General features: G+C 35.3%; 27 protein-coding genes. 3 read left to right on the plus strand and 24 right to left on the minus strand.

Features of this window, described 5'->3' with window-relative positions; genetic code table 11:
• Positions 1-18 precede the first annotated feature (18 nt).
• The 8 genes from QGM71_RS07625 to QGM71_RS07660 form a co-directional block, all read right to left on the minus strand.
• Positions 19-828, minus strand: coding sequence for a BKACE family enzyme (locus QGM71_RS07625; protein WP_327606922.1), 810 nt, complete (start codon positions 826-828; stop codon positions 19-21).
• 111 nt (positions 829-939) lie between these two features.
• Positions 940-1,755: a TrmB family transcriptional regulator gene (locus tag QGM71_RS07630; RefSeq protein WP_327606923.1), complete on the minus strand. Its 816-nt coding sequence runs from the start codon at positions 1,753-1,755 to the stop codon at positions 940-942.
• A 397-nt stretch (positions 1,756-2,152) separates the two neighbouring features.
• Positions 2,153-2,965: a creatininase family protein gene (locus tag QGM71_RS07635; RefSeq protein WP_327606924.1), complete on the minus strand. Its 813-nt coding sequence runs from the start codon at positions 2,963-2,965 to the stop codon at positions 2,153-2,155.
• Between the two features lie 17 nt (positions 2,966-2,982).
• Positions 2,983-4,380, minus strand: a complete 1,398-nt coding sequence (locus tag QGM71_RS07640; protein ID WP_327606925.1) for an APC family permease — start codon at positions 4,378-4,380, stop codon at positions 2,983-2,985.
• Between the two features lie 219 nt (positions 4,381-4,599).
• Positions 4,600-5,673 (minus strand): tartrate dehydrogenase, encoded by a 1,074-nt coding sequence (locus tag QGM71_RS07645; RefSeq protein WP_327606926.1) that lies wholly within the window; start codon positions 5,671-5,673, stop codon positions 4,600-4,602.
• 45 nt (positions 5,674-5,718) lie between these two features.
• Positions 5,719-6,981: a TRAP transporter large permease gene (locus QGM71_RS07650; RefSeq protein ID WP_327606927.1), complete on the minus strand. Its 1,263-nt coding sequence runs from the start codon at positions 6,979-6,981 to the stop codon at positions 5,719-5,721.
• A 2-nt stretch (positions 6,982-6,983) separates the two neighbouring features.
• Positions 6,984-7,463: a TRAP transporter small permease gene (locus tag QGM71_RS07655; protein ID WP_327606928.1), complete on the minus strand. Its 480-nt coding sequence runs from the start codon at positions 7,461-7,463 to the stop codon at positions 6,984-6,986.
• Positions 7,464-7,551: 88 nt separating this feature from the next.
• Positions 7,552-8,571: a TRAP transporter substrate-binding protein gene (locus tag QGM71_RS07660; RefSeq protein WP_327606929.1), complete on the minus strand. Its 1,020-nt coding sequence runs from the start codon at positions 8,569-8,571 to the stop codon at positions 7,552-7,554.
• Positions 8,572-8,909: 338 nt separating this feature from the next.
• Here QGM71_RS07660 and QGM71_RS07665 point away from each other — a divergent pair, with 338 nt between their 5' ends.
• Positions 8,910-9,614, plus strand: a complete 705-nt coding sequence (locus QGM71_RS07665) for a FadR/GntR family transcriptional regulator (protein WP_327606930.1) — start codon at positions 8,910-8,912, stop codon at positions 9,612-9,614.
• A gap of 437 nt (positions 9,615-10,051) precedes the next feature.
• On the opposite strand, the gene QGM71_RS07670 is transcribed toward QGM71_RS07665, so the two are convergent.
• The 6 genes from QGM71_RS07670 to QGM71_RS21805 form a co-directional block, all read right to left on the minus strand.
• Positions 10,052-10,219, minus strand: a complete 168-nt coding sequence (locus tag QGM71_RS07670) for a hypothetical protein (RefSeq protein ID WP_327606931.1) — start codon at positions 10,217-10,219, stop codon at positions 10,052-10,054.
• A complete protein-coding gene (locus QGM71_RS07675; RefSeq protein ID WP_327606932.1) occupies positions 10,219-10,500 on the minus strand; it encodes a hypothetical protein in 282 nt (93 codons plus the stop codon). Before QGM71_RS07675 ends, QGM71_RS07670 begins: the two co-directional genes overlap by 1 nt.
• The gene (locus QGM71_RS07680; RefSeq protein WP_327606933.1) at positions 10,470-11,975 is read right to left on the minus strand and encodes a tripartite tricarboxylate transporter permease; all 1,506 of its coding nucleotides are present in this window, start codon (positions 11,973-11,975) and stop codon (positions 10,470-10,472) included. The genes QGM71_RS07675 and QGM71_RS07680 overlap by 31 nt, the downstream gene beginning before the upstream one ends.
• A 24-nt stretch (positions 11,976-11,999) precedes the next feature.
• Complete coding sequence (locus QGM71_RS07685; protein ID WP_327606934.1) at positions 12,000-12,482, minus strand: tripartite tricarboxylate transporter TctB family protein; 483 nt, start codon at positions 12,480-12,482, stop codon at positions 12,000-12,002.
• 83 nt (positions 12,483-12,565) lie between these two features.
• Complete coding sequence (locus QGM71_RS07690) at positions 12,566-13,540, minus strand: Bug family tripartite tricarboxylate transporter substrate binding protein (RefSeq protein ID WP_327606935.1); 975 nt, start codon at positions 13,538-13,540, stop codon at positions 12,566-12,568.
• Between the two features lie 386 nt (positions 13,541-13,926).
• Positions 13,927-14,073 (minus strand): AMP-binding enzyme, encoded by a 147-nt coding sequence (locus QGM71_RS21805; RefSeq protein ID WP_407702998.1) that lies wholly within the window; start codon positions 14,071-14,073, stop codon positions 13,927-13,929.
• Between the two features lie 205 nt (positions 14,074-14,278).
• Between QGM71_RS21805 and QGM71_RS07695 the strand changes: the two genes are divergently transcribed.
• A complete protein-coding gene (locus QGM71_RS07695; protein ID WP_327606936.1) occupies positions 14,279-15,061 on the plus strand; it encodes a hypothetical protein in 783 nt (260 codons plus the stop codon).
• Positions 15,062-15,334: 273 nt separating this feature from the next.
• Here QGM71_RS07695 and QGM71_RS07700 read toward each other — a convergent pair whose 3' ends face one another.
• The 3 genes from QGM71_RS07700 to QGM71_RS07710 all read right to left on the minus strand — a co-directional run bounded on the left by QGM71_RS07700 (position 15,335) and on the right by QGM71_RS07710 (position 16,477).
• Complete coding sequence (locus QGM71_RS07700; protein WP_327606937.1) at positions 15,335-15,940, minus strand: exodeoxyribonuclease VII large subunit; 606 nt, start codon at positions 15,938-15,940, stop codon at positions 15,335-15,337.
• A 137-nt stretch (positions 15,941-16,077) separates the two neighbouring features.
• Complete coding sequence (locus tag QGM71_RS07705) at positions 16,078-16,365, minus strand: nuclease-related domain-containing protein (RefSeq protein ID WP_327606938.1); 288 nt, start codon at positions 16,363-16,365, stop codon at positions 16,078-16,080.
• The gene (locus tag QGM71_RS07710; RefSeq protein ID WP_327606939.1) at positions 16,310-16,477 is read right to left on the minus strand and encodes a hypothetical protein; all 168 of its coding nucleotides are present in this window, start codon (positions 16,475-16,477) and stop codon (positions 16,310-16,312) included. Before QGM71_RS07710 ends, QGM71_RS07705 begins: the two co-directional genes overlap by 56 nt.
• Positions 16,478-17,006: 529 nt before the next feature.
• On the opposite strand from QGM71_RS07710, the gene QGM71_RS07715 reads away from it, so the two are divergent.
• Positions 17,007-17,267, plus strand: a complete 261-nt coding sequence (locus tag QGM71_RS07715) for a hypothetical protein (RefSeq protein WP_327606940.1) — start codon at positions 17,007-17,009, stop codon at positions 17,265-17,267.
• Between the two features lie 151 nt (positions 17,268-17,418).
• Here the strand turns inward: QGM71_RS07715 and QGM71_RS07720 are convergent, their stop codons facing one another.
• From QGM71_RS07720 to QGM71_RS07750, 7 genes are all read right to left on the minus strand, one after another.
• On the minus strand, positions 17,419-18,693 hold the full coding sequence (locus QGM71_RS07720; RefSeq protein WP_327606941.1) for a TRAP transporter large permease: 1,275 nt from the start codon (positions 18,691-18,693) through the stop codon (positions 17,419-17,421).
• Positions 18,694-18,695: 2 nt separating this feature from the next.
• Entirely contained in the window at positions 18,696-19,139 is a 444-nt protein-coding gene (locus QGM71_RS07725; protein WP_327606942.1) for a TRAP transporter small permease, read from the minus strand.
• Between the two features lie 44 nt (positions 19,140-19,183).
• Positions 19,184-19,891 carry a cysteine hydrolase family protein gene (locus QGM71_RS07730; RefSeq protein ID WP_327606943.1) on the minus strand — a complete coding sequence of 236 codons (708 nt, stop codon included), beginning with the start codon at positions 19,889-19,891 and terminating at the stop codon, positions 19,184-19,186.
• A gap of 22 nt (positions 19,892-19,913) precedes the next feature.
• The gene (locus QGM71_RS07735) at positions 19,914-20,900 is read right to left on the minus strand and encodes a TRAP transporter substrate-binding protein (protein ID WP_327606944.1); all 987 of its coding nucleotides are present in this window, start codon (positions 20,898-20,900) and stop codon (positions 19,914-19,916) included.
• A 71-nt stretch (positions 20,901-20,971) separates the two neighbouring features.
• Positions 20,972-21,298 (minus strand): DUF4387 domain-containing protein, encoded by a 327-nt coding sequence (locus QGM71_RS07740; RefSeq protein ID WP_327606945.1) that lies wholly within the window; start codon positions 21,296-21,298, stop codon positions 20,972-20,974.
• A 2-nt stretch (positions 21,299-21,300) separates the two neighbouring features.
• Positions 21,301-22,659 carry an acyclic terpene utilization AtuA family protein gene (locus tag QGM71_RS07745; RefSeq protein WP_327606946.1) on the minus strand — a complete coding sequence of 453 codons (1,359 nt, stop codon included), beginning with the start codon at positions 22,657-22,659 and terminating at the stop codon, positions 21,301-21,303.
• Between the two features lie 15 nt (positions 22,660-22,674).
• On the minus strand, positions 22,675-23,712 hold the full coding sequence (locus QGM71_RS07750) for a LacI family DNA-binding transcriptional regulator (protein ID WP_327606947.1): 1,038 nt from the start codon (positions 23,710-23,712) through the stop codon (positions 22,675-22,677).
• Positions 23,713-24,339 lie beyond the last annotated feature (627 nt).

The raw sequence follows: 24,339 nt of genomic DNA on the forward strand, positions 1-24,339 counted from the left end.
GATAAATATTAATTCTGTTTATAATCCTAATATTTTTCTAGCTTCATCTGGAGTTGCAACTTCCCTACCATATTCCTCAGAGATTCTAACCATTCTTTTTACAAACTGTGCATTTGAAGTTGCTAATTCATGAGGCTTGTAATATACATTGTCCTCCATCCCTACTCTTACATGGCCACCCATGGCGATTGCGAGAGTATTCATTTGTAGTTGATATTTTCCTATACCAATTGAGGACCAAGTAGACCCCTCTGGAATGCTCTCCACTAGATGCAATAAGTTTTTAGGATTAGCTGGCATACCACCTGGTACTCCTAATACAAATTGAAAATGAAATGGCGGATTAATTAATTGCTTTTTCGCTAACATCATAGCGTTATTAATCATACCTGTCTCAAACACTTCTATTTCTGGCTTCACATTATACTTCAGCATGTATTTAGATAATTTAGCTAAAAAATCTGGACTGTTTACAAATACTGATGGACCAAAGTTAACCGAACCAGCATCTAAAGATGCGAATTCAGGTTCTAGCTCACAAACTTTCAGCCTATCTTCTTCCTTCAAATTTAACCCTCCCGAAGAAGTCAAATTAATGATGATATCACATTTTTCTTTAATTAACTTAACGGTTTCACTAAATTTCTCATAGTCCATCGAAGGTTTACCATCGTCATCCCGAACATGAATATGAGCGATGGACGCTCCTGCTTTCCATGCTTCATAAACTTCTTCGGCTATTTCTGTTGGAGTAGTTGGTAAATGAGGTGAATTTTCTTTTGTTGTTACTGCTCCTGTTGGGGCTACCGTAATTATTAATTTTTCCATTAAATCTCCTCCATTTTTAATATTGACTATAGTGTTTTTATTCTGATAATTATAGATGCAAAAGGGTACAGTACACCTTTATGTACATATACCTTTTTTTAAGCTATGCTATTAAAAATCATTAATTAAGCCTTCTAAATTGGAACCATAATACTTGAGCATTTCATTTTCGAAGTCATAGATTATTCTATTCACATAAATATCATGTCTAATATAATTTAATGTGGTAGATATCATAACTGGATGACTGGAGACCACCGAATGAGGTGATTCATCTAATGAGTGGAGCAAAATTGTTTTTTTGTTATCTACTACAAGAGCTAATTCACCAATATGTCGACCAAGAGCCAACTCCTCGTTGTAATGACTAAAGTTTACCCATGGAACATCAACTTGAGTTTCATCAAAAACCATTGTGATAATGTTTACCCCTCGTTTATGAGCATTCCTTAGTGGTTCTTCATATAAATTAAACTCTTTCTTCCAACAACTAAGAACTAATTCAGATTTGCTTTCAGCAATAGCAGAGTGAACAACTTCAATCGATGCTGAATATCCCTCTATAACAAACAGTTCAGACCAATCAGTATCATTAATAGAAGAAATTTCTTCAAAAGAATCATCTAGATATTCAATATTATTCATAAATAAATCTTTTTTTGTTTTCAGTAATTCTTTATAAGGTAGAGGACTGTATCGAATCTGTTTGCCTTTATTCCCTCCTGAAACAATGAACACTAAACCCTGTTCTTTCATTTTTCGTAATGCTGCATATACCTTTGGAGCTGGAACTCCTGATAAATTTGCAATAGTATTACCATTAGAAGGCTGTGTACGTATCAACGAGACGTATATTTTAGCTTCATATTCAGTTAATCCAAATTCCTTCAGTGTGCTAATAATACCTTCTATATTTACTTTTTTCACCCCCTTATAATATACTACCTAGGTAGTAATATTAATTACAAAAAATTATACTACTCATGTATTATAATTGTCAACGCTTTCATTTGATATTTTGTGGTCTTATTTAAAGTTACCTTTTCGGACAAGTTTTGGGACACAACAGGAAAGAGAGTTTTTCATTGTAGAAGTACATGGTGATGAGCATGTAGGAAATTGAAATTGTGCCGTAAATTCAAGACCCCTCTATAATGAAGAGAAGTTAATACAGCATGGCATACAGCATAGGACTTCATAATCCCTGCAATTTATGACAAAGGAGAAATTCGACAAAAACCGAGAAGCGCACCTCCAAAAGAAAGCTGTTAGCCTAGATGCAAATGCACACTAGAACTAACAGCTTTTAAACAAAAAAAACATTTTAAATTGGTATTTCCTGATTTCGAAGTTCTACTTCAATATTCTCCTCACAGTAATTTATAAACTCTGAGATATTAGCAATTAGTGCTTCATGATATTTCTTTCCTTTTTCCTTTGTTGCCAATGTAGCATCTCCCATAATACCGATACCTTTAGTTGCATCTTTATATGTGGCTACATCACTTACAGTAATCATCTTATCCCCAATTACATGAGGATCGTGTTGCATAAAGCGGTGATTGTTTTTTGGTATATTTTTAGCGGATTTAGACGGTTCGCATAAGTCGGGAAACAGATGGTACATTTGTGATGCTTCTAATTCTTCAGCATGTCCGATTCCACCTTCCTCCACTTCACTCAGTTCCTTCCCTTTTTCAGCATTAATATAAAAGGGATCTGCAATTGCTAGAAAGGCGCCAGTTTTGTTTCTTACTTTAGTCATCCCGATTTTAATTGGTGGAAGATTTGCTTCACGGTGCCCATTAATCAATATTATTTTTTCAAACCCATGATATATGAGACTTTCACACATATCTTGAACTATACTTGTCAGTGTTTCTGGCTTTAGTGTGATTGTCCCTTTATATGCCATATGGTGCGGAGCCCAACCTACCCATACTGGCGGGGCAATAAGTGTATTTGTTTCTTTAGCTACATCTACAGCAATCTGTTGTGATAAGAAAGCATCTGTACCTAAAGGAAGATGTTGCGCATGCTGTTCGACACTTCCAAAAGGTATAATAATCGTTGTTTTCTTTTTTAGATAATCTTCTACATCTTCCCATTTGTTTTCCTGTAGCCATACGTTTTTCATAAACGATCCCTCCGTTATTAATATTCTTCATTAGATTTTGCTATGATTTCCATTTCTTTTTCATCAAGAAATTCCCATCTGTTTTTTGCGTATGCGAAATACCAAATAGTTAGGATTACAATCCAGGAAAATCCTATGAGTAAAGGTAATGGCTCAATGTAAGTAAGTATCCATAAACAAGCAAATGTTGCAAAAACCGCGAGGACAGGTATATTTTTAATGTTTACGGGATATCGAAATGTTGGCTTAAGGTCTTTTCTGGTCACTCGTACAACAACCAATGCAATATTTATTATCGCCATCATTAACCAATTAGCAAACACAGCCGCACTTACTAACAAACCAATAGCGGTTGCATAACCAATAATACTGGTTAGCGTAGTAGCCAATGCAATTATTCCAGTAAAAATTATTGCATTTGTTGGAACACCAGACTTCGCACCTACCTTTGCAAAGATTTCTGGAAATGCCTTTTCTCTTGCTCCAGCGTAAAGCATTCTTGATGAGCCCAATAAACACCCAATCGTAGATGTTCCAGTTGCTGTCAAAGCAGCAATTGCTATTAATATTGCACCTATTCCTGGTAATACATTATCAACTGCTAAGGATAATGGAGCACTTGATTCAGATAGATCAACAGGAGAGGAAGATGCAACAACCCCATATCCAGTTATTACATATAATATAACTACCGTAACCAGCGCTGATACCTGAGCCAAAGGTAAATTTCTTCTCGGGTTTTTAGCTTCTTCTCCCAATGTTAATACTGCTTCGACCTGCATTTGTCCAAATGCTATTAATGCGGTAGCAGCAAATACACCTGTCCAACCGTTTGGTAAGAAGTCAGCATGCTCAAACGGACCCATAGGATTAGAAAATATCGCAATTAATGCTATAGCAAATAATGCAACCACTTGAATGATAGAAAAAAATGTATTAACCTTCCCAGTAGCCTTAATTCCTACTAATAATAAACCAGTAATAATAACCGATACAATAGGAGCAACAATAACTGGAGAGAGCCCAGGAAATATAAAATTAAAATACCCTGCAAACCCCAAATTTACTGCACCAGCTGCAAATGCAAAGGATAAAAAATATAAACCAGCACACCATAAAGCAACAAGTTTTCCTAAGTTCGGTGAAATGGTACTAAAAGCGAATTTAGAATATGCATAGGATGCCCCTTGATACGGCCAGATGGATGCTAACTCCGCATAACTCAGTGAAGATAAAATAGCAACGATACCTGCAATAACAAACGCAATAAATAGTGCTGGACCAGCTTGTGCGACTGCAGGACCTATAACGGTAAAAATACCGCCACCGATTAACGCACCTACACCAATGCTCCATAAATCTACAAAACCTAAACCTCTTTTTAGTTTACCTGAAGTGACTGCAGATGATTGCATCCGTTACTTCCTCCGTTTCTTAATTTTAATTTCCATTATATTAAATAGTTAGACAAATTTCTACATATTTTTAGGGAAAATACCTGATTAATTTATAAGTCATTTAGGGACAGGTTCACTGGCCCAATCATAAAAATGGACCAAGGAACCTGTTCCTGTGGTCCATCCATGATAAGTATCTTCCCAAGAGTACAAGACAATTAGGTCTAAACCCATCTCTTATAATCCAAGCTTATATATCTGCGACACAATGGCATTTCCCATGTCCTCTGTACTATTCTTTCCTCCAAGATCAGGTGTTTTTATAGCTGTATTTTCCAACACTTCCTCAATGGCATTTACTATTAGTTCACCTAATTCAGGCATTTGTAAATGATCCATCATTAAACTGATACTCCATATCTGTGCAATTGGATTTGCAATTCCCTTACCAGCTATGTCTGGGGCTGAGCCATGAATAGGTTCAAACATGGAGGGATATTTTTTTTCTGGATTTATATTCCCTGATGGGGTTAAGCCTAGACCACCTACAGTTGCGGCTCCTAAGTCGCTTAATATGTCACCAAATAAATTGCTAGCTACAATTACATCAAACTCTTCAGGCCTACTTATAAAGTATGCTGCTAAAGCATCAATATGGTAAAGCTGTGTTTCCACATTATAATTTGTTCCAACTTCCTTAACAATTTCATCCCAAAAAGGCATTGCATAATTGATTGCATTGGACTTCGTGGCAACTGTTAATCTCTTTTTTGAACGCTTTGCAGCTAGATTGTAAGCATATTTAATAATTCTTTCTGAGCCATAGCGCGTAAATATATTGTTTTGAACCGCTAATTCATAAGGAGTCCCTTCATGCGTTAAGCCGCCACTATTTGAATACTCCCCTTCCGTATTCTCCCTTACAACAACAAAATCTAAATCTTGATGAGATTTATACCTTAACGGGCTTTCTAAACCACGCAGGAGTTTTACAGGTCGTAAATTAACATATTGTTCGAACTGCTTACGGATTGGCAGGATCAGCTCCCATACTGAAACATGATCTGGAACAGCTGGATCGCCAACTGCACCAAATAGGATAACGTCGTGTTCTCTTAATTGTTCTAGGCCATTCTCTGGCATCATTCTTCCATTTTTCAAGTAATAGCTGCAATTCCAGTCAAATTCCTTAGTTACAAACTTTAGTCCTCCATGAACATCTTCCATTGCTTTCAATACTTTTAAACTTTCATTAACTACTTCCGGCCCTATTCCATCCCCAGGAATAACGGCTACCGAATATGTTTTCAAACAAAACACCTCTATTTCATTTCTATTGATGGTTGACTTTTTATTCTACAAAAGCAGTAAGGAAATTTGCGGAAATAATACGATTAGTAGTAATACAAAAATAAACACAAAGTAAAATGGTAAAACTCCCTGAATAACAGATTCTATTTTTTCCCGTGTAATTCCACTAACAACAAATAAATTCATCCCTAAAGGCGGTGTTATTAATCCAATTTCCATGGTTACTACCATAATTATTGCAAAATAGAATAAGTTAATATCCAATAATAAAAGAATTGGTAAGAATATAGGTAATGTTATTAAAAGCATAGCTGTAGCATCTAAGAACATTCCTAGAACAAAAAGAAGTAAACAAACGATTAATAAAAATGTCAGCGCATTAAAATCATTTTCTACGATCCATCTTGCAAAAGTTTGTGGTACTTGTTCTAAACTTAAATACATTCCAAAAACGGAAGCTGAGGCTATAATTAAAAATATCATGGCTGTTGTATTCACCGAATCTATCACAGCTTGTTTAAATGTTTTCCAATCCATTTCTCTATAGACAATAAACGATATTAGTAATGCGTACAGTACGGATAAAAATGAAGCCTCTGTTGGGGTAACAAACCCGCCATAAATACTACCAAGAATTAGAATTGGAAATATAAATCCCCAGATTGCCTTTCCTGTAGGTTTCCACCTTTTGGACAGAGGTACTTTTTCCAGCCCACCATAGCCTTTTTTCCTGGCAACGATAATAGCAAATGCTATTAGCATAGAACTTAATAATAAAGCTGGTATAATTGCTGCTGTAAAAAGATCTCTTACAGAAATTTCGGCAATTGAACCAAATATAATCAATGGAATAGATGGAGGCATTAAAATACCTAATGTTCCTGCTACAGAAATTAATCCCATCGTATATTTTTTGTCATAACCTGCACTTATCATGGCAGGGATCATTATGCTTCCAACTGCAACAGCAGTAGCTGCACTTGACCCGGATATTGCAGCAAAAAGCAAACATGTTAATACAGCTATGACGGACAGCCCGCCTCTTGTATGACCAATCCAGGCGGTCATTGCTTCTACTAAATATTTTGCAATTCCACCACGAGCCATCAGAATTCCTGCAAAGACGAAACCAGGAACTGCCATTAGCAAGGGCTTACTTGTAGCTGTATACATTCTAAGTATGACCGTTTCCATCGAAAACCCAGTTAGCCATAATACAAAGATACTTGAAAAACCAATACTAATTGCTATTGGTACTCTCAAAAAGGCTAAGGAAAAAAGCAAGAGAAGTAATAGTATTGTAAGCACTTTTATTCTTCATCCCCCTTGCTTTTTAATTTTGAGATTAAACCATATCCCTTTTCTATAAAATGAATGAGTAGTAAACCACCTGCAATAGGCAAAATCAAATAGGTAATCCATACATCGATACCTATATCGGGAGTAGTAATTCCTTGATTAAATGCCGTTATTGTAAGCTGTAACCCTTTCACGATAAAAAACAGACTAAAGATTGTACCAATAAAGATGGTGAAAAAATCTATGATTATTTTCCATTTTTCATTAAACTTATCATACAAAATGTCTATACTAATATGGACATTATCTCTCAAAGCTGTTCCAAAGCCGATGAAAACAGCAGTTAACAAAAGGAGTGTATACGCTTCGGTCGTCCAAAATTGAGACGTGTTCGTAAAATATCTAAAGAACACGCCTATCAAGTTTACGAGAACACCTAAGAGAAAGAGAATTATCATTGCAAAATTTTCGACTTTTCTAATTATGCCCACCTTGAAACCTCCTTTTATGAATGGTTAGGAGTTTAGTTATATACTTCGTGTTAAAATTGCACACTTGATCTAGGATAATGGGCGTGTGCTAATTTCTATTATTATAGATTTCTTCAAGGTGCTTTTCTCCAATTTCAGGTGCCCACTTATCATATAAAGGTTCGAACGTCTGTCTAAATACTTCAATCTGATCCTCTGTTAATTCAATTATCTCTACGTTTTCTCTTTCTACTAATCTTTCAAATGATTCTTCGTTTAATCGATCTGACGTTTGAACAGCATACTCCGTCGCTTCTTTTATTCCATTTTCAATTAATTCCTTGGTGGGTTCGTTTAACGAATCCCAAAACTCAGTGTTTGTCTGAAGCACATAATCAATTCTGTTATGACCAGTAACCGTTAAATAATCTGTTACTTCATCAAAATTAAATGATTCTAAAGCTCCAAACGTATTCTCCAGTCCATCTACAACACCCGTTTCAATCGATGTGTATAATTCATCAATACCCATGCTCTGAGAGTTTGCATTTAATGCAGCATATGTTTCATTCAACAGCTGGCCACCTTGAACACGTAGTTTTAATCCGTTAACATCTTCTGGAGAAGTAATAGCTGTACCATTATTCATTATATGTTTTGTTCCATTTGGCCAAACAGCCAACCCTTTTACGCCATCCTTTTCAAAACTCTCCAGGATTTCCTGGCCAGATTCGCCTTGCCAAAATTCCATAGAAGCTTCATTACTATCAAATAAGAAAGGCAATGATGGAATATTAAAAGCAGGATGAACATCAACCATTCTACTCATATCGGAAATGATAAATTGAGTGTTATTAGAAGCAACATTCTGATATTGATTTGCAGTATCAAACAATGTATTATTCCCGTAAATTTCAACGGTAATTTTGCCATCTGATTCACTTTCAATATACTCTTTAAACTTTTCCGAAGCTTGGTGTTTAATATGTGTATCTGGAACATCATGAGTTAGAATGATCGAGTGCTCTTGTATTCCATCTTCCGACCCACTAGTTGAATCTTCACTCCCGCAAGCTCCAAGTACAGCTATTACTACTAGAACAAACAATAGACTTATTATTTTTTTCATTTATAATTCCCCTCTCGTATCGTTAAAAATAGTCCCGTAAAGCTTGAATACCTCAATAAAAATAAAACACTTTCAACTTAAGTTATAAAAATTAACTATGTAGCCTCCCCATTCACGGTTTCTCATAAAAATCCCAACTCCAAAACGATTTGTGATTTCAAAGTCTATTAGCCTCTTATATGGAAATAAATGTCTATAAAAGGTTTACATACTACGTACGATGTAGTATGTTTTACTTATGCTAACAAATTAAAAGTTGTTTGTAAACTTAATTCACATTATTTTTTGACTATTTGTAGCATACTCATTTAAGATTTATGATAAGGGAGATGATATCAGTGGTATTTTCAATTGAAAAAATGAATGTAAACCGTACTATTTCCTCTCAAATTGTATCCATTATTAAAGATAATCTTCTCAACGGATCCCTAAAGCCTGGTGATAAATTACCTACAGAAAAAGAGTTGATGGATCAATTAGGTGTAAGCAGGACACCCGTTAGGGAAGCAATAAAGATTTTAGAAGCTATTGGTGTAATACAGATCAAACGTGGAGAGGGTATGTATATTACAAATAATCTTTCCCATTTTACATTAAACCCGTTAATATTCAGTTTGATTATGCACAGTAATAATATGGAGCAGCTCATCGAATTCCGCCAGCATTTTGAGGTTCTATTAATGAACATGATCATTACAGGTAAGCAGAAGAATTTAAGTGGGATTGAAGAAGTCTATCAATCTCAACTAGAAAGAATGAAGCCTGCCCTAAGTCCCGAGGAATTAGCTGATATAGACCTTGAATTCCATTATGCTGTTCTGGAAGCAACTAATAATCCATTTGTAGTCGAAATCGGAAAAACAATTTATGAAATTATCAAGCCGAATATGATTCATTTTAAACGCGCAAGTAACATCGAACGTACATTAAGTACCCATAAATTCTATCTGGAATTATTGCGTGGCAATGCTGATTTCAACTCCAGCACTGTGGTTGAACATATGATTAAAAATAATGAAGAAATGGTAGAGGATTACCTTTAAATAAAAGCCTGTCATCAGAGCTTGATATTATATATTGTTGGGAGCAATGAGCACTGACACCATTGCATTCGTTTAGTTACGATAAGTGAGTGGCACTCCGAGTTTTTTGATTGTCCATTTACCAAGCAAAAAAAGAATAAGGACTCTTACATTCTCCTTATTCCTAATTTGATTTTGTATTTCACTACTTCTACAGAAGCTCCCTAATCAACCCAATAAACCTCTCTTGCTCCTCAACACTCTATTCGAGCCACTTGACAAGCATAGTCCGTAATTCAAACAAAAAGCTGTTAGATCTAATGCAAATAAACGCAAATTATCCAGTAGTTACTATAAGTCTATTAAACTAAAAACTTTGCCTTACTCACGTCTGCACTATAAAGCTTTAAAGCGGTGGGGACTTGACACTGGGACTCGACGAAGTAGTTCCCTCTCTTTCATTCGGAACGAACGTAGTCAGGTTCAGTGTAATTTGCTTTTCTTTTATAAACAACTTCTGTATCGCTTCGTCGTACAGCTCCTCGAGCTGGTCTTACTGCTTTACCGACTTTGTGTGAGCTTTTATCTACCCGCTCTTTTGTTAAATGCGGTGGGTTTTTCTTCATTAAGCATCACCTCCAAAGATATGATTAGCTACCCTTAGTAGTTCATGGTTGTTGATGAATAAGATATCTATTTCGTCTTCACTTAACTTTCTTGAACCACTCAAATGGATAGTGGCAACTAAATTCTTTCCTATAAGATAGCATAATAAGTATGTTGCTACAACGTAGTTATCCTTGAGAATGACTATATCTTCACTATTAAGGAAACTATTGACAACATGTATTTTCTCTTCCTCTGGCATTCCAACGTTTACCTCGCACCAGCTTTTCTGCTTTGCCATATGGTGAACGCAATGGATAAGACACCGAGTATTAGGAAAGTCAATGAAATTGGACGTGTCAGGAATAGCGTCCAATTGGGATCTGACATAAATGCCCGGCGCAAGTTCACTTCAGCAATTGGTCCAAGGATAACTCCAATAATGATAGGAGCCAGTGCGAATTTATATTTCGTGAAAAAGTAGCCGACAATTCCAATTATAAACAGCAAATATATATCTGTTATGCGATTATTTAATACAAACGTACCTGTTACACATAACACCATAATCAACGGAACTAGTATTTGTGCCGGTATCTCCGTGACTCGAATAAAGTACCGAATACCCAGGAACTGTGTAATTAGCATGAAAAAGGATGCCACTAAAAAAGCTAAGAAGATACCCCCAACAATATTTGGCTCATTTGTAATAAGCAATGGTCCTGGATTTACTCCATGAACCATCAAGGCCGATAATAATACTGCTGTCACCGCTGAACCTGGTATACCTAAAGCAATAGTAGGGATTAAATCCCCGCCAACAGTAGAGTTGTTACCCGCTTCGGAAGCAACTACTCCTTCTTCATGACCAGTACCAAACTTCTCCGACTCTTTCGACCACTTTTTTGCTTGATCGTATGCAATTATATTAGCAATACTTCCTCCAGCACCTGGAATAGCACCAATAATGGAGCCGATAGCGGAAGAGCGAATGAGATTGACTGGTTTCCTTATTATAGAAATGAATGTTTCTTTCGGTTTCAACACAAACTGAATACCTTTTACTTTATCTTCCTGTTTTTGTTGAATATCCCTATCCAGTTCAGACCGTTCCACCGAATTAAGCAATCTTGAAATAGCAAACATACCAATCAATACTACTAGGAAAGGTATACCAGCACGTAGCACTTGCATGTCAAAAGAAAAACGGGTAATACCAGCAATTGGATCTGCACCAACTGTCGCAATTAACAAGCCAAATAAACCAGCTATCAGGCCTTTTAGAATCGAATCCCCTGTCACACTTGCTATGATAGTCAAGGCCGCAACAATTAAGGAAAACATCTCCCATGGACCAAACTTAAGTGCCAGATTGGCAATTTGGGGTGCAATGGATACGAGTAGAAAAAGACTGATAATCGAACTTAGAAAGGATGCCCAAATACCAAGAGATAAGGCTTTCCCCGGCTGTCCTTTCCGAGACATTGGATAGGCATCAAAAGTAGTTGCTACGGAAGAAGGTGTTCCAGGAATTCCAAGCAAAGCTGCTGTAATAAGCCCACCAGACATACCACCAACAAGAACACCAATCATTGCTGCCACACCAGTAATCGGCTCCATTCCAAACGTTAATGGCAGGGTTAGTACGATTGCCATCGTCACAGTAAACCCGGGAATTAATCCAGCTAAAATACCTGCGATAACCCCTAACAAGATGACTACTAAGATGTGTAATTGAAAAATTTCACTTATTCCGAGCAATAATAAATCAAGCATTTTGCATCATCCCCTTACTTGTAACTAAAAGAGTATCCCATTTGGAAATCTGACGTACAACACATTTTCAAAAAATAAATAAACCCCAAAGGTGATTACGAAAGAGATAAGACTGATGACCATTACATCTTTTTTCTTTCGTGGACCAATCAATAAACCAGCTGCTATGATGAAAGCGATACTGGAAATGATGAATCCAAGTACATTCATTAATAAGATATATAATGCCAAAATCACTAACGTATAAACAACCAAGTGGTATTCTTTCCATTGTTTTTTCATAAAGTCCTTAAAACCTGAATCGAAGCTGATTGTATTCGACTTCAGTAAACGTACTGTCTTCTTTATTATCAGGATCAGCGATAACAAGATTAATAGTAGGGCAATCAGTTTCGGGTAGGACCCAGGATCCAAATGGGTTTCATTAAGCTGCGGGAAGTCTCCCGAATTAAAATATATTAACGCACTGAAAATGATTAATAGAATTCCAATCAAAATTTCACCCATGATAACCTCCTAGATTCTTTTATTTTAGAATAAAGTAGAGGACGATTCTTCATTTCGCCCTCCATCTTATAGCTATATTATAGTTACTCTTCTGCATTAATTTCGGAAATGGTTTCTTCTATTATTGCATTCTGCTCCTCTAGATACGTTGCGTATTCTTCGTGATCCATAAAGTTTACACTTGCGCCAAGTGCTGTAATTTCTTCAATAAATGCATCACTAGTTGCAACCTCTTCGAATTTTCCACTTAGAAGTTCAATGATTTGTTTGTCGGTGCCACCTGGAGCCACGTATCCACGATTTATTCCCATCGTTATGTCAAAGCCTGCTTCCGCAAACGTCGGTATGTCTGGTAATGCATCTGATCGTTCCTCTGTCCCAATAGCCAGGAATGTCATGTGACCCGCCTCGACGAACTCAGCGGCTGATGGATAATCGGCAATTACAGCATCAACATGACCTCCGGCCAGTGCTTGAATTGCTTCACCCAGGCCCTCGTAACTAACGAGGTTATAGTTGATATCCAATGTCCTACCAATCTGTTCCACCCAAACACGTGGTATACCACTAACTGTTCCTCCAAAATTAATTTGATTCTCTTTCCCGTATTCAACAAATTCTTCTAATGAGTCAATACCCAATTCACTTGATACTGTAAGAATTTGATCAGAGGATGACATAGATGCAATCGGCTCAAAATCATCATAATTAACATCTGTAACGTCTGTGTGGTGAGCTACAAGATGACCTTCATGGATTTGTCCCAAATGATATCCATTCGCTTCTTTTTGTAATAATTCTTCTGCTCCAATTGTACCGCCCACACCTGGTATGTTCACAACAACCATCGATTCACCTAAAACTTCTTCCACATGATCGACGACTACACGCCCTTCGATATCACTGCCGCCACCTGGATCCCAAGGAATTACCATCTCTACCTCACGATTAGGATAATTTTCAGCAGATTCTTCTTCATTCCCACATGCCGCCAGTATCATTACGACAGAAGTAAATAAAAGAAATGTAATGACTAAACGCATTCTCTTTTTTCCCATAATTCCAACTCCCCCTATTTACATTCCACCATTTATATATGGTTTAAAATTAATCCAGATGATTTATTACTTACTTTCTAATATAGAAGGCAATTAATAATAATCTGAATACTTCATGATATTATAATTCACTTTTCACTTACAGTCAAACAGAATTTTGCAATATTCGACTTCTTTTTGAATATATATGTATGACATGACTTCCATTTTGTAGAAATAAAGAATACAGGGAAAGGTGGCTGAAAAATATTATTTTTTTTTAAAAGCTTAATTATCTCAATCGTAGTCAATACTAAACAGTCCATGTTTTATTAATTAAACACTATATTATTAACACATAAAAGTTCAACTCCTCTAATACGAATTGAACTTTGATAATGTTACTTTCAGATGGTCTCCCGCAGATGTAATTTCTGTATTATACCGCTTGCAGTTTTCTGTAATTCATTCATAAAAGTAATCTTGTTTGGACATTTAAAATGAGCAAGATGCTTCCTGGAATAATGGATTAGCTCCTTTCTGTTAGGATACAACCTTCTCTTAGTACAATAATGGCATGTGAAGTTTCTCCCTATTATTTACCGGGGGTTGCAACTACGGCTACCTTCTTGAAGCACACGAACCGTCCCCATGCTTTTAGAAATCCCGCTGGCTCTGATAGGAACCGGAAAGTGGTACTTTAAAGGGAATAGGACATACCTCATATTTCATAGGTTATATAAAAAGGACTGACAGCCTGTGATTACCAACCCTAATATGCCTCCTAATGTAATTTTATATGTAAATCTAGGTAGCTTAGAACCTTTTGTCAAGTCGTTGGATATCCCTAAAAGACAGTTGGAGCGTGAAATTAAAAAGATTTCAGTTGAAAACTATTCATCATATTTTCCTGAGGTAGTATTTAATCGAGATACCGGTAAGTATCTTGTTGTCGGGAATTATATAACATTTAATGCATATAGATTCCTTTATAAGCCCAATTTACTTATTCCTTGCAAAGCTTTTTATAAACTAGAGGAAGATGAACGTTACTTACTAACTATTGATTGGATGATGAAAAATAATGTGAACAATTGGTATGACCGACATAGAATCTTTACTAAACTAATTACAGATTTTGAATACTCGAGGTCAGACTTAGCAACTTTTCTTAATAAGGAAAAAAGTGATATCCAGTTCTACTTAGATCCGCCTCCAAATGTGAGGAATGAAACCGTCCGTCAAAGTGAAGAAAAAATTATAAACAAAATCTCCCTTCAAGCTTTCAAGAATAATCATAACAAAGACTACCTTTATATTCTCATCCTATATCAAGGATTAACTATAACCTATGAACATCTAAAATATATTTCATGGTTAAGAGGAAATGGTATAAAATTTGAGGAATGTAACCTTACCCTTGAGCAAGAGCATCAACTGATTGATAAAGCAATACATCTTAAAAGAGATTTTCTAGATGAAATAAGAATGGCTATTAGTGACATGCAAATGAAGAATGGCAATAGTGGTCCAATTACCTAAAAATATACTTGCATACCTATGTGAAGTTAGTAATAAGGAGCCCCAACAATAACAGAAGTGTCTAGACTCCAATGAACGTAAGGTTCATTGGAATACATTGTAGGTGATTCTCACTAATGGAAAAACCTCTATGAGAGAATGACAGGAATGGTAAAGGGAAAATAAGCCACTAATATTTAGGTAGTGGCTCACGATTTATCGCTCTAATACGCGGTGGGGATCTAAGTCTTTAGCCATTTATGAGTTCTGACGTTATATTCCGTTTTTTTCCAATCAGTCGATTACAGTACGAACCCTTAACTGAATGCTGCCTTCATATTCTTGTAGTGTACCTCTAAATATGTAAGAGTCGCCCTCACTAATATACGAAACATTAGTATTTTGGAATATGACTGCTTCAATCTTCTCTTTGTTATCAGCTAATGTTAGGAATTTTGTTCCGCTCTCTTCATCGTAATAAAACTTGGAAACCTTAGCCTCAAATTCAACATTATCACCTGGATGGCTAACCGCAACTGTTTTACTTAGATCTACTTTATTAGAAATAAAGTGATTGTAAGAAAAAAGGGTACCTATCAATAGAATAGCAAAAATAGGAATAAAAATGCCTTTTTTGAATTTTTTCGAATTCTGGTTACTCGTAATTATTGGTGGTTTGGCATGGTAGGAATCTACACTCTCATTTACCTTAAGTAGCTCATTAGTTTTCTTCTCTAATTCTTTTGTTCTTAGGTCTAAAGCGTGAGTTGTTTGATACATCTCTATATCACTTTCAGATACGCTATTATCGGCAATTCTAAAATCTTGCACAACCTCTTTTATAATGTCTTTGGTTAGAATATTACGTACAGAAAAATAAGGGTACTTTGTTGCTGCCATTAATAGTTCATCTAGTCCATCGGTCAATTGGTCTTTAAATAGGTGAAACTTAAAGTATGTATTGAATTGAGTTTTTTCCCAATGCTCGGTTGTAAATCTTGATTTAAATTGCTGACTTGTAAAACTATAATGAATTACTACACAGCTATAGATTTATATAAATTAGGAAGCTGTTCGTAATAAGAAGTTAAATAGCCATTTAAATCATCTACAAACTTTCTTGCCTGAAACAATGGATTTTGTACTTTTTTACCAATAGTCAATCCTCCGCTAGTCTTCGCTGTATTGATTGGATTAAGTGACCAATTTTTTACTTCAATTAATCTAAAACCATACTTTGGTGAAATAACTAGGAAATCAGGCTCATATTTACCAATTTGCGGGATGAGAAATAATATATGTATCATATGGTAAATGTGCTGCAAGTAGTTCTCCTACATTAATTTCACCTTCTAAACCTTTTGCCTCGTTACGCGAAATTCTCTGTAAATTACTCTTCCTGTCTAACAACTGCTCTTTTCCCATAAATATTCCCATTTTAATTCTCCTTAGTATCACTATAAACAAAGTATAGCAATAAATTCCAAACAATATAAAGGTTTCTATTAAAAATTCAGAAAAAGTATAACGTCTAGATAGTAAGGAGCATTAATATATTACATACAACAGTATATAACGAATTCTATTGCCCTATGTATGTTACTTTGGATTTAAAAAAATGCTGATTTGATGTACATCCCTCCTATTAGGAGATAGTGTTAAATTTAGTTTAGCGTATGAATGCACTTGTAAATTTCTTATTTGTTAATTATATAAAAAGAGGTCTAATCTATTTGTCACAAAGTTAAAATAATGCTTCGATATAAAATTAGTATATACCTTAAATGAAATTTTCCCTTTTAAGACAGCTGAATATTTATAAAGTGGTGGCCTCTCTTATCAACAACAACCATTCCCACAGCATAAACTACAATCGCAACAATCTTGCCTTTAACCACAATAACCTCATAAGACGTGTACCATCAATTCTCTTACAAGGATAATATTCTTGAAAAGAGGGATTGGAGTGGACGAGACGAACTTTAATAGGCGCTTTGGTCAGCAATTACGGAAATACAGAAAGCAACATTTATCAATATTAGAGGAAGTAGCTGAGAAGAAATTGCCATTCAGGAAAATACCAACTTTAGAAGCGGTGAAAAGCTGGGGGAAGCAAGCAGGTAAGTTCGGTTCAATACCATTCACCCACCCAACTATGGAGAGACTTCAAGTTCATTCTTCAAGTATTAGGAGATTGCAGAATAGAATAAGGCTAACGTCTCAGTAAACACTGATAAACTAGCCCATTATTCTACTAAACGTTGTAAATCAACACTTCAATTGACGTTACTATAGGTAAATGCAGTGGAAACAAAAGAACCATCTATACGCTTCTCGATAATTCTTGCCCTGGTCTGAACGTAGAATTTTAACACTAGCTAATTAATAAATAAATTTGGAAGCCATAATGATATTTGTGGTATTAGTATCAAAAGTACGATACACAGCAACAAAGCAACGAAAAAAGGTAAGGATGCCCTTACAAATTCTACAATAGATACTTTAGCTAAATTAGAAGACATATACATTGCCAGACCAACAGGTGGCGTAATACTACCAAAACCTAGCGCAATAATAAATACAATACCAAAGTGAATTAAGTTAATATCATAAGATTGCAAAATAGGCATTAAAATTGGAATCATAATAATTAATGAGGTCGTTGCGTCTAGGAATAGACCAAGTATAATACCAATCATAATTATTAAGATAAAGATAACTAATGAACTATCCGTAAAGGATGTGAAGAATTCTAACATTATTGGACCAATTTTTTCCTTAATTAATATCCATGAAAAGAGATTAGAAACTGCTAGTATAAACATTACAATTGATGTTGTAATGACAACCTCATGAGCAATCTTTGGAAGATCATTCAGTGAAATTTCACGATATACTACACCTAACAGTAATGCATACAAACAAGCAATTACCGATGCCTCAGTTGGGGTTACGATCCCCAGCAAAATACCCCCAACAATAATTAGTGGAGTTAGCATTGAAGGTAGAGCTAAAAAAAAACTCTTCACCAAATTAACGAAGGAACTTCTTTGCTCAACTGGAAATTTATACTTTATAGCTAGAAGGTAAATTGTAACCATTAAAAAGAGTGCCATAATAATTCCTGGTAATGCACCTGCAATAAAAAGAGCGCCAATTGATGCTCCCGTCAATCCACCATAAACGATAAATAATATACTCGGCGGAATAATTGGACCAATCAACGAACTAGCAGCTGTAATAGCAGCTGTAAATGGTGCACTAAATCCTCTGTTTTTCATTGCTTTTATCTCAATCTGGCCTAACCCACCAACATCGGCAACAATTGAACCAGACATTCCGGCAAAAATCATACTTGCTACAACATTTACATGTGCCAATCCTCCTTTAATATGCCCTACTAATAAATTAGCAAATGTAAATAAACGATCAGTTACACCTGAATTATTCATAATAGCTCCAGCCAAAATGAAAAGAGGAATAGCTAACATAGTAAATGAGTCAGTACCTTTAGTAATCCTTTGAGAAACAACAGCCCACTCTAAATCATTTAGGAGAAAGTAAATAATTGATGGTATTCCTAGTGAAAATGCAACGGGTAATCCTATGATTAGTAATATCATTACTCCGAGAATTAATAGTATTAACGTCATAATTATCCCCCCCTTTTCTTTTCATGTTTAGTAAATAGTAAAAAAATCATTAATGTGCCTGCGACTGGCAACGCTATATGATAAAAAAACATTGGAATTTGTGAACCGGGTAAAATCATACTTATTGTCGAAGAAACAATTAGTACGCCACCATATATTACGGCTAAAAGAAATACAATAATTATAATTTGTTGAAGTTTGATAATGTGCTTTTTCCATTTTTCAGAAAATTTATCGAAGAAGTATTCAACTGTTAAATGTTTCTGTTCTTGTAACGCCAGTGCAGAACCAAGAAATACCAACCAAATAAATAGCAACCTTGCTACTTCCTCACTCCATACAAGTGGTTGATTCAAAGCGTACCGGAAAATTATCTGCATTAGTACTACGATAACGATTGCAAGCAAGGTTAATTGTGTAGATATTCTTAGTAATTTATTAATCACAAGAAAAAAACTCCCTTCTAACTAGAGGATTTTTACAATGTTGACTAATACATTAATTTATTAGTCTTCTGGATTGCCTCTTCTGTTGACCAAACTTCACCAAACATCCTAGCAAATATTTTTAGTGTTGCATCGTGTGAATACTGATCAAAACTAGCACAAGCATCCTCTATTAATACACACTCATATCCTCTATCTGAAGCATCTCTTGCAGTAGTTTCAACACACGTGCTAGTGGATACTCCCGTCATAAACAACCCTTCTATTCTCATGTTTCTTAAAAACTGATCAATAGCAGTTGAATTAAAGGCACTTGAAGAATTTTTATTTAATACTAATTCACCTTCAAGAGGTTTTAAGTCTGGATGAATTTGTTGTGGTTTCGATCCTTTATAGAAAGTGAAGTTGACACCTGTGTCACTTGTCATTGTATTATCTCTTCGTTTACGACGGGGAATTTGATCGCTACCATCTTTTAACTCAGCTCCAACTGTGACATGGATAACAGGTAGATTGTTGTCCCTAAAAAAGTGTAGCAGTCTAACATTATTTGGAAGCACGATGTCATCGATTCGATCGTAATAATAATTAAACATACTTGGATAATTTTTCAATGAATGTGCTAATCCATAATTTCGACTAGTATCATAGAGTTGCATATCTATAATGATTAAGGCTAGTTTATCTATATCAAGTTGGACCGAGGGAAGTTTCCTCGGCCACACATTTAAATCCTCTTTCCAACTACTCATGTGAATACACTCCTAAACTATTTTATTGCAAGTTTATTAATTTCTCATAAAACTCAATATTAACTCCATCTTCCAATAGAATCTTATGTCCTTCTTGTGCAGCAATTTGGAACGCCTCTACATCTGGTTCAACGATCGTCATCCCTGCATCCTCCAACAGTTGCAGGAGTTCTTCTTCAGATGCAATTCCTTCTGAAGTACCCATTGCAGTTGCCTCATCCATTGCTTCGAGTACAATCTTTCTGTCTTCTTCTGATAATGACTGTAACCTTTCGTTATTCATCGCATACCAATATGGGTTAACTAAATGTTGTGTAATCATCAAATAGTCTTGTACTTCAGCAAGGTTCGCACTGTGTATTAAATCTAATGGATTTTCCTGCCCTGCTATTACTCCTTGTTGTAATGAAGTATACACTTCCCCCCAATCTAATGGTGTTGGGTTTGCTCCAATTTCTCCCCAAACAGCTAGTTGTTGCTCATTATTTGGTGTTCTTAACTTAAACCCTTCCATATCAGATGGGGTTTTAATTTCCTCATTTGCTGTTAAGTTTCTTGCTCCTCGTTGACTAATGCCAATAATTTGAACGCCAGAGTTATCCAAAACTGCTTGGTTCATTTCTTCTCCAAGTTCTCCATTTAGAGCTTTATCGATGTGATCCCAATCTCTAAACACATACGGCGCACCAACAATACCATATTCGGGTGCAAAATTATCAATAAGTGAAGATCCTGTAATTATAATATCTGTACTTCCTAATTGAACAGCTTCTTGTAATTCAGGATCGTCTCCCATTTGTCCAGCAGGGTAAATATCTGCCGTGATACGTCCGTCTGTTTTCTCAGTAATAATTTTATTAAATTCTTGGATAACCTTATCTGGAATAGAATCTGCTGGATAAACATGCCCCACTTGAAGTACTACATTGGATTCTGCGCCGGTGTTCTCAGAACAAGCTGAAACTATTAATACCGATAATAAAAACAATACATTTATCATTTTTTTCATTTACAAATCCTCCTAAAATTATTTTTATACACCGATTTTCAATATTTACTTTTGGGGTATCTCTAAATTTTTTACCAGTTTGGCAGCTCCAAGTGCAACAATGGAACATGTTGTTGCACTCCATATATATCTGTATCGCCAACACTACCAGAAGGGATACCTCGCTTAATCGTCGTCTTAAAAGCCCTGGCATTATCATAAAACAAACATTCTATTACTTTTTCTAATTCTATCTGATAAAGTTCTGCTATTTTTCTTTTTGATACGTAGTTACCGTTTTTAAACTTATCGTAGTCTTCTTGTTTACTAAAGATAATATCTAGTGTTATTAAAAATGGTCCCGCATTTTTACTTCGAACTATTTTTGCAACGTCATTAACCCTCTTTTTTATTTCCACTTTCATTCACCTACTTCTTTATACTCAATCGGAAATATTTCTGTTGGATCTTCAACCTGTAAAAGATGATAAATACTAAACTCATATGCTGGTGGTCCTGGAAATTCAGCAGGAGTATATAAGAATGCCAGGTTGCCTGCATTTGCTTTACGGGATTCATAGCCAGTATGAAGCATTGCAGATCGAGCTAAGGCACTTATCGTATTAGCCAACTCTTGAGTTTTGGCCACTATTTCGATGATCAAACCTATCTCAGGAGAATTAATTTGCTCAGAAATTTCTTCTCCCATAACTGCATTCTGCCCATACTTGTAATGGAGAAAAGTGTATTCATTTTCATTAACTATGTCCTTTAAGTCCCTTCTGAGTTTTGCTTTTACACGCTCAATCACTCCCTCAAGATTTTTAATCATATATGGATCCCGTATGCCCGAAATACATATACTTCTATAACCTACAAATGCAGCCCCTTCTAATTTCACTTTGTATGGCAATGGCTCAAACTTGCTTCCATCTACCTTAACTGTTCTCTCATCTAATTCTGTAAAATTACAGTTCTCTAGGTTCAACTTGCCACCAGGAACGTGTAAATGAACTGGATTTGTTTTTTCATATAATGTATGGGCAGCAACTAGCTCTTTTGAAGTTGTTTTTAATGGATCTGCAGGTTCAATTGTAAAGTCATTTTTAGAAATAACTCCAATTGCCCCGTCAGATTCTCTAGGCACTGCAATTGCAGAACCGCACTCTAATATTTTTCCCATATGGTATGATAATCCTTTACTAAAACCTTTCATAATAGGAAAGGCAGCCATTAGAGCAGCATCATAAGCCCTTCCTGCAATTACTACATCCACATCGTTTTTTAACGCATTAATAATAGGTTCTACTCCCATTTGTGCAACTATATAGTTACTTCTATCAATATCCTCCGAAGTAATCTTCTTTCCCATTTCGAAATCCTCGATCTTATTCGAATCATTTGCAAGATTTAAGAAATCTTTATCGATTTCAGAATGTATTACTGCAATTTTGAGTGAAAGTTTATTTTCTTTTACTACCTCTTCAAACACTTCTAAAAATGAATTAAGATGCGGGGTAGCACCTGACCCTCCAACCGATCCAATAATTAAAGGACTATTTATTGAAATCGCTTCCATTAATATCAATGATAAGTCCTTTTTAACCATAGTACGTGATGTAAACGAATTGCCTACTCCTAAATAATATGGCCCAGGATCAGTAGAACCGGCATCAACAGCAATTACATTCGGTTTTTTTGCTATTGCATTTTTTAATGAACGCTCTGGAAATCCGTAACCTAACATTCCCATTGGTGTGTATATTGAAACCCTTTCCATCTTATCAAACCTCCTCTACATTTTATTACATCCGCATGAATTTCTAATGATAAGCTCCGTCTCTAGTTCAAAAGCATTTTGTTTTCGCTCAATACCTGAAATTTGTTGAAGTAATACTTCAAGACTAAGTTCCGCCAACTTTTTAGCAGGTTGATGAATAGTAGATAATGGTGGTTCAAGTAAGTGACTAAATCTCATCTCACTAAAACCAATAAGAGCAATATCTTCTGGACATTTAAGATGCAACTCCTTCAACGCACTTAACACGCCCAAATACATTAATGAACCTCCAATAAAAATTGCCTCTGGCCTCTTATCTTTTCCCATTAAATGTTTTAATGCTTTATAACCACCTGCAAATGATGAATTTCCGTGGATGATCCATTCATTCCGAACCGGAAGTCCAAAACTATTCAATGCATGAACGAAACCATCATACCTATCCTTACTTAATAACGTTTCAACCGAGCCAATTACTGCACCAATATCTCTATATCCATGAGTTTCAATAAGATGGTTAACACATCTTTCCGCGCTATGTCTATTGTTAATCTTTATTATAGGTATACCCTCAACATCTAACTTTCTGTTAAGCAATACAATAGGCATTGAATTCTCTTGTAAAACATAATATAAATGTTCATTTTCCCCTGGAGCAGGAGCTAAAATAATTCCATCTAATCGTTTAGATTGTAGCAATTTTAAATAATTTGTTTCCTTTAAAATGTCATCCTCACTATTACAAATAATTACACTATACCCTTCTGAATATGCTTTTTCTTCAATGGCTCTTGCAATTTCTGTATAGAATGGATTTTCTACATTAGAAACTATTAATCCAATCGTATATGTTTGATTAGAACGTAAACTTCTAGCAATATTATTGGGACTGTATCCTAGTTCATCTACAGCGTTTAAAACAGAGGATTTTAACTTATCGCTAACATAACGTGTATTATTGATAACATAAGAAACTGTAGCCGTTGAAACACCAGCGTGTTTTGCTACTTCTTTAAGGGTTACTCGTTCCCCCTTTCTCTTCACTGAACTCATTTCATACTCTCCTTTGATTTAATCGTTTAGATTTAATCGTTTAGATGGACTTTCTTTTGTAAAACATATTATATTATTCATTATTAATAGTCAATACTTAATAATCAGATTTTTAAGTGGTTTACCTTTTTTCTATAATTTAAAGTGCCTCCCATGGCTTAACATCTTATCTATAATGATTTTAATTATATATTTTACAATAAAAAAACTTTTAAAACCATACTAACAATTCTAATAGCTTACATAGTTATTTCCCGATAACTATAAATAACCTTTTTCTATTAATAAACTCATACATATTCCATAATTAATATACTTAACATCATCAACAGGAATGCGCAATACATTTTTAGAATCAAAAAATCTAGCATTATTCATAGGTGAGAGCTTACCCCTATCTAATACTTTAAATTCATTGTGATCCCTAAGGTTTTCTACCAAAATGAGTTATTAAATGGGTAAATTAATGGGGATGCATTTATTACTAACGCAAAGTAAAATGGATATTCCCCTTCAAAGAAAAAATTGTAAAATTATGGGGACTAATACCACTTTGGTTTTCACATAGAACGCAAATTATCCAACAGTTACTATAAGTCTATTAAAAAAATCCGCCTCACTCACGTC

The organism is Virgibacillus tibetensis, assembly GCF_036026595.1.
GTDB classification, from domain to species: Bacteria; Bacillota; Bacilli; order Bacillales; family Amphibacillaceae; genus Virgibacillus_P; species Virgibacillus_P tibetensis.

Bases quoted from the DNA above. Each gene is read 5' to 3' on its own strand.
- QGM71_RS07625 (WP_327606922.1), bottom strand. From the start codon at position 828: ATGGAAAAATTAATAATTACGGTAGCCCCAACAGGAGCAGTAACAACA.
- QGM71_RS07635 (WP_327606924.1), bottom strand. From the start codon at position 2,965: ATGAAAAACGTATGGCTACAGGAAAACAAATGGGAAGATGTAGAAGAT.
- QGM71_RS07640 (WP_327606925.1), bottom strand. From the start codon at position 4,380: ATGCAATCATCTGCAGTCACTTCAGGTAAACTAAAAAGAGGTTTAGGT.
- QGM71_RS07660 (WP_327606929.1), bottom strand. From the start codon at position 8,571: ATGAAAAAAATAATAAGTCTATTGTTTGTTCTAGTAGTAATAGCTGTA.
- QGM71_RS07670 (WP_327606931.1), bottom strand. From the start codon at position 10,219: ATGAAGAAAAACCCACCGCATTTAACAAAAGAGCGGGTAGATAAAAGC.
- QGM71_RS07675 (WP_327606932.1), bottom strand. From the start codon at position 10,500: ATGGCAAAGCAGAAAAGCTGGTGCGAGGTAAACGTTGGAATGCCAGAG.
- QGM71_RS07680 (WP_327606933.1), bottom strand. From the start codon at position 11,975: ATGCTTGATTTATTATTGCTCGGAATAAGTGAAATTTTTCAATTACAC.
- QGM71_RS07685 (WP_327606934.1), bottom strand. From the start codon at position 12,482: ATGGGTGAAATTTTGATTGGAATTCTATTAATCATTTTCAGTGCGTTA.
- QGM71_RS07690 (WP_327606935.1), bottom strand. From the start codon at position 13,540: ATGGGAAAAAAGAGAATGCGTTTAGTCATTACATTTCTTTTATTTACT.
- QGM71_RS07700 (WP_327606937.1), bottom strand. From the start codon at position 15,940: ATGGCAGCAACAAAGTACCCTTATTTTTCTGTACGTAATATTCTAACC.
- QGM71_RS07710 (WP_327606939.1), bottom strand. From the start codon at position 16,477: ATGGGAATATTTATGGGAAAAGAGCAGTTGTTAGACAGGAAGAGTAAT.
- QGM71_RS07720 (WP_327606941.1), bottom strand. From the start codon at position 18,693: ATGACGTTAATACTATTAATTCTCGGAGTAATGATATTACTAATCATA.
- QGM71_RS07730 (WP_327606943.1), bottom strand. From the start codon at position 19,891: ATGAGTAGTTGGAAAGAGGATTTAAATGTGTGGCCGAGGAAACTTCCC.
- QGM71_RS07735 (WP_327606944.1), bottom strand. From the start codon at position 20,900: ATGAAAAAAATGATAAATGTATTGTTTTTATTATCGGTATTAATAGTT.
- QGM71_RS07745 (WP_327606946.1), bottom strand. From the start codon at position 22,659: ATGGAAAGGGTTTCAATATACACACCAATGGGAATGTTAGGTTACGGA.
- QGM71_RS07750 (WP_327606947.1), bottom strand. From the start codon at position 23,712: ATGAGTTCAGTGAAGAGAAAGGGGGAACGAGTAACCCTTAAAGAAGTA.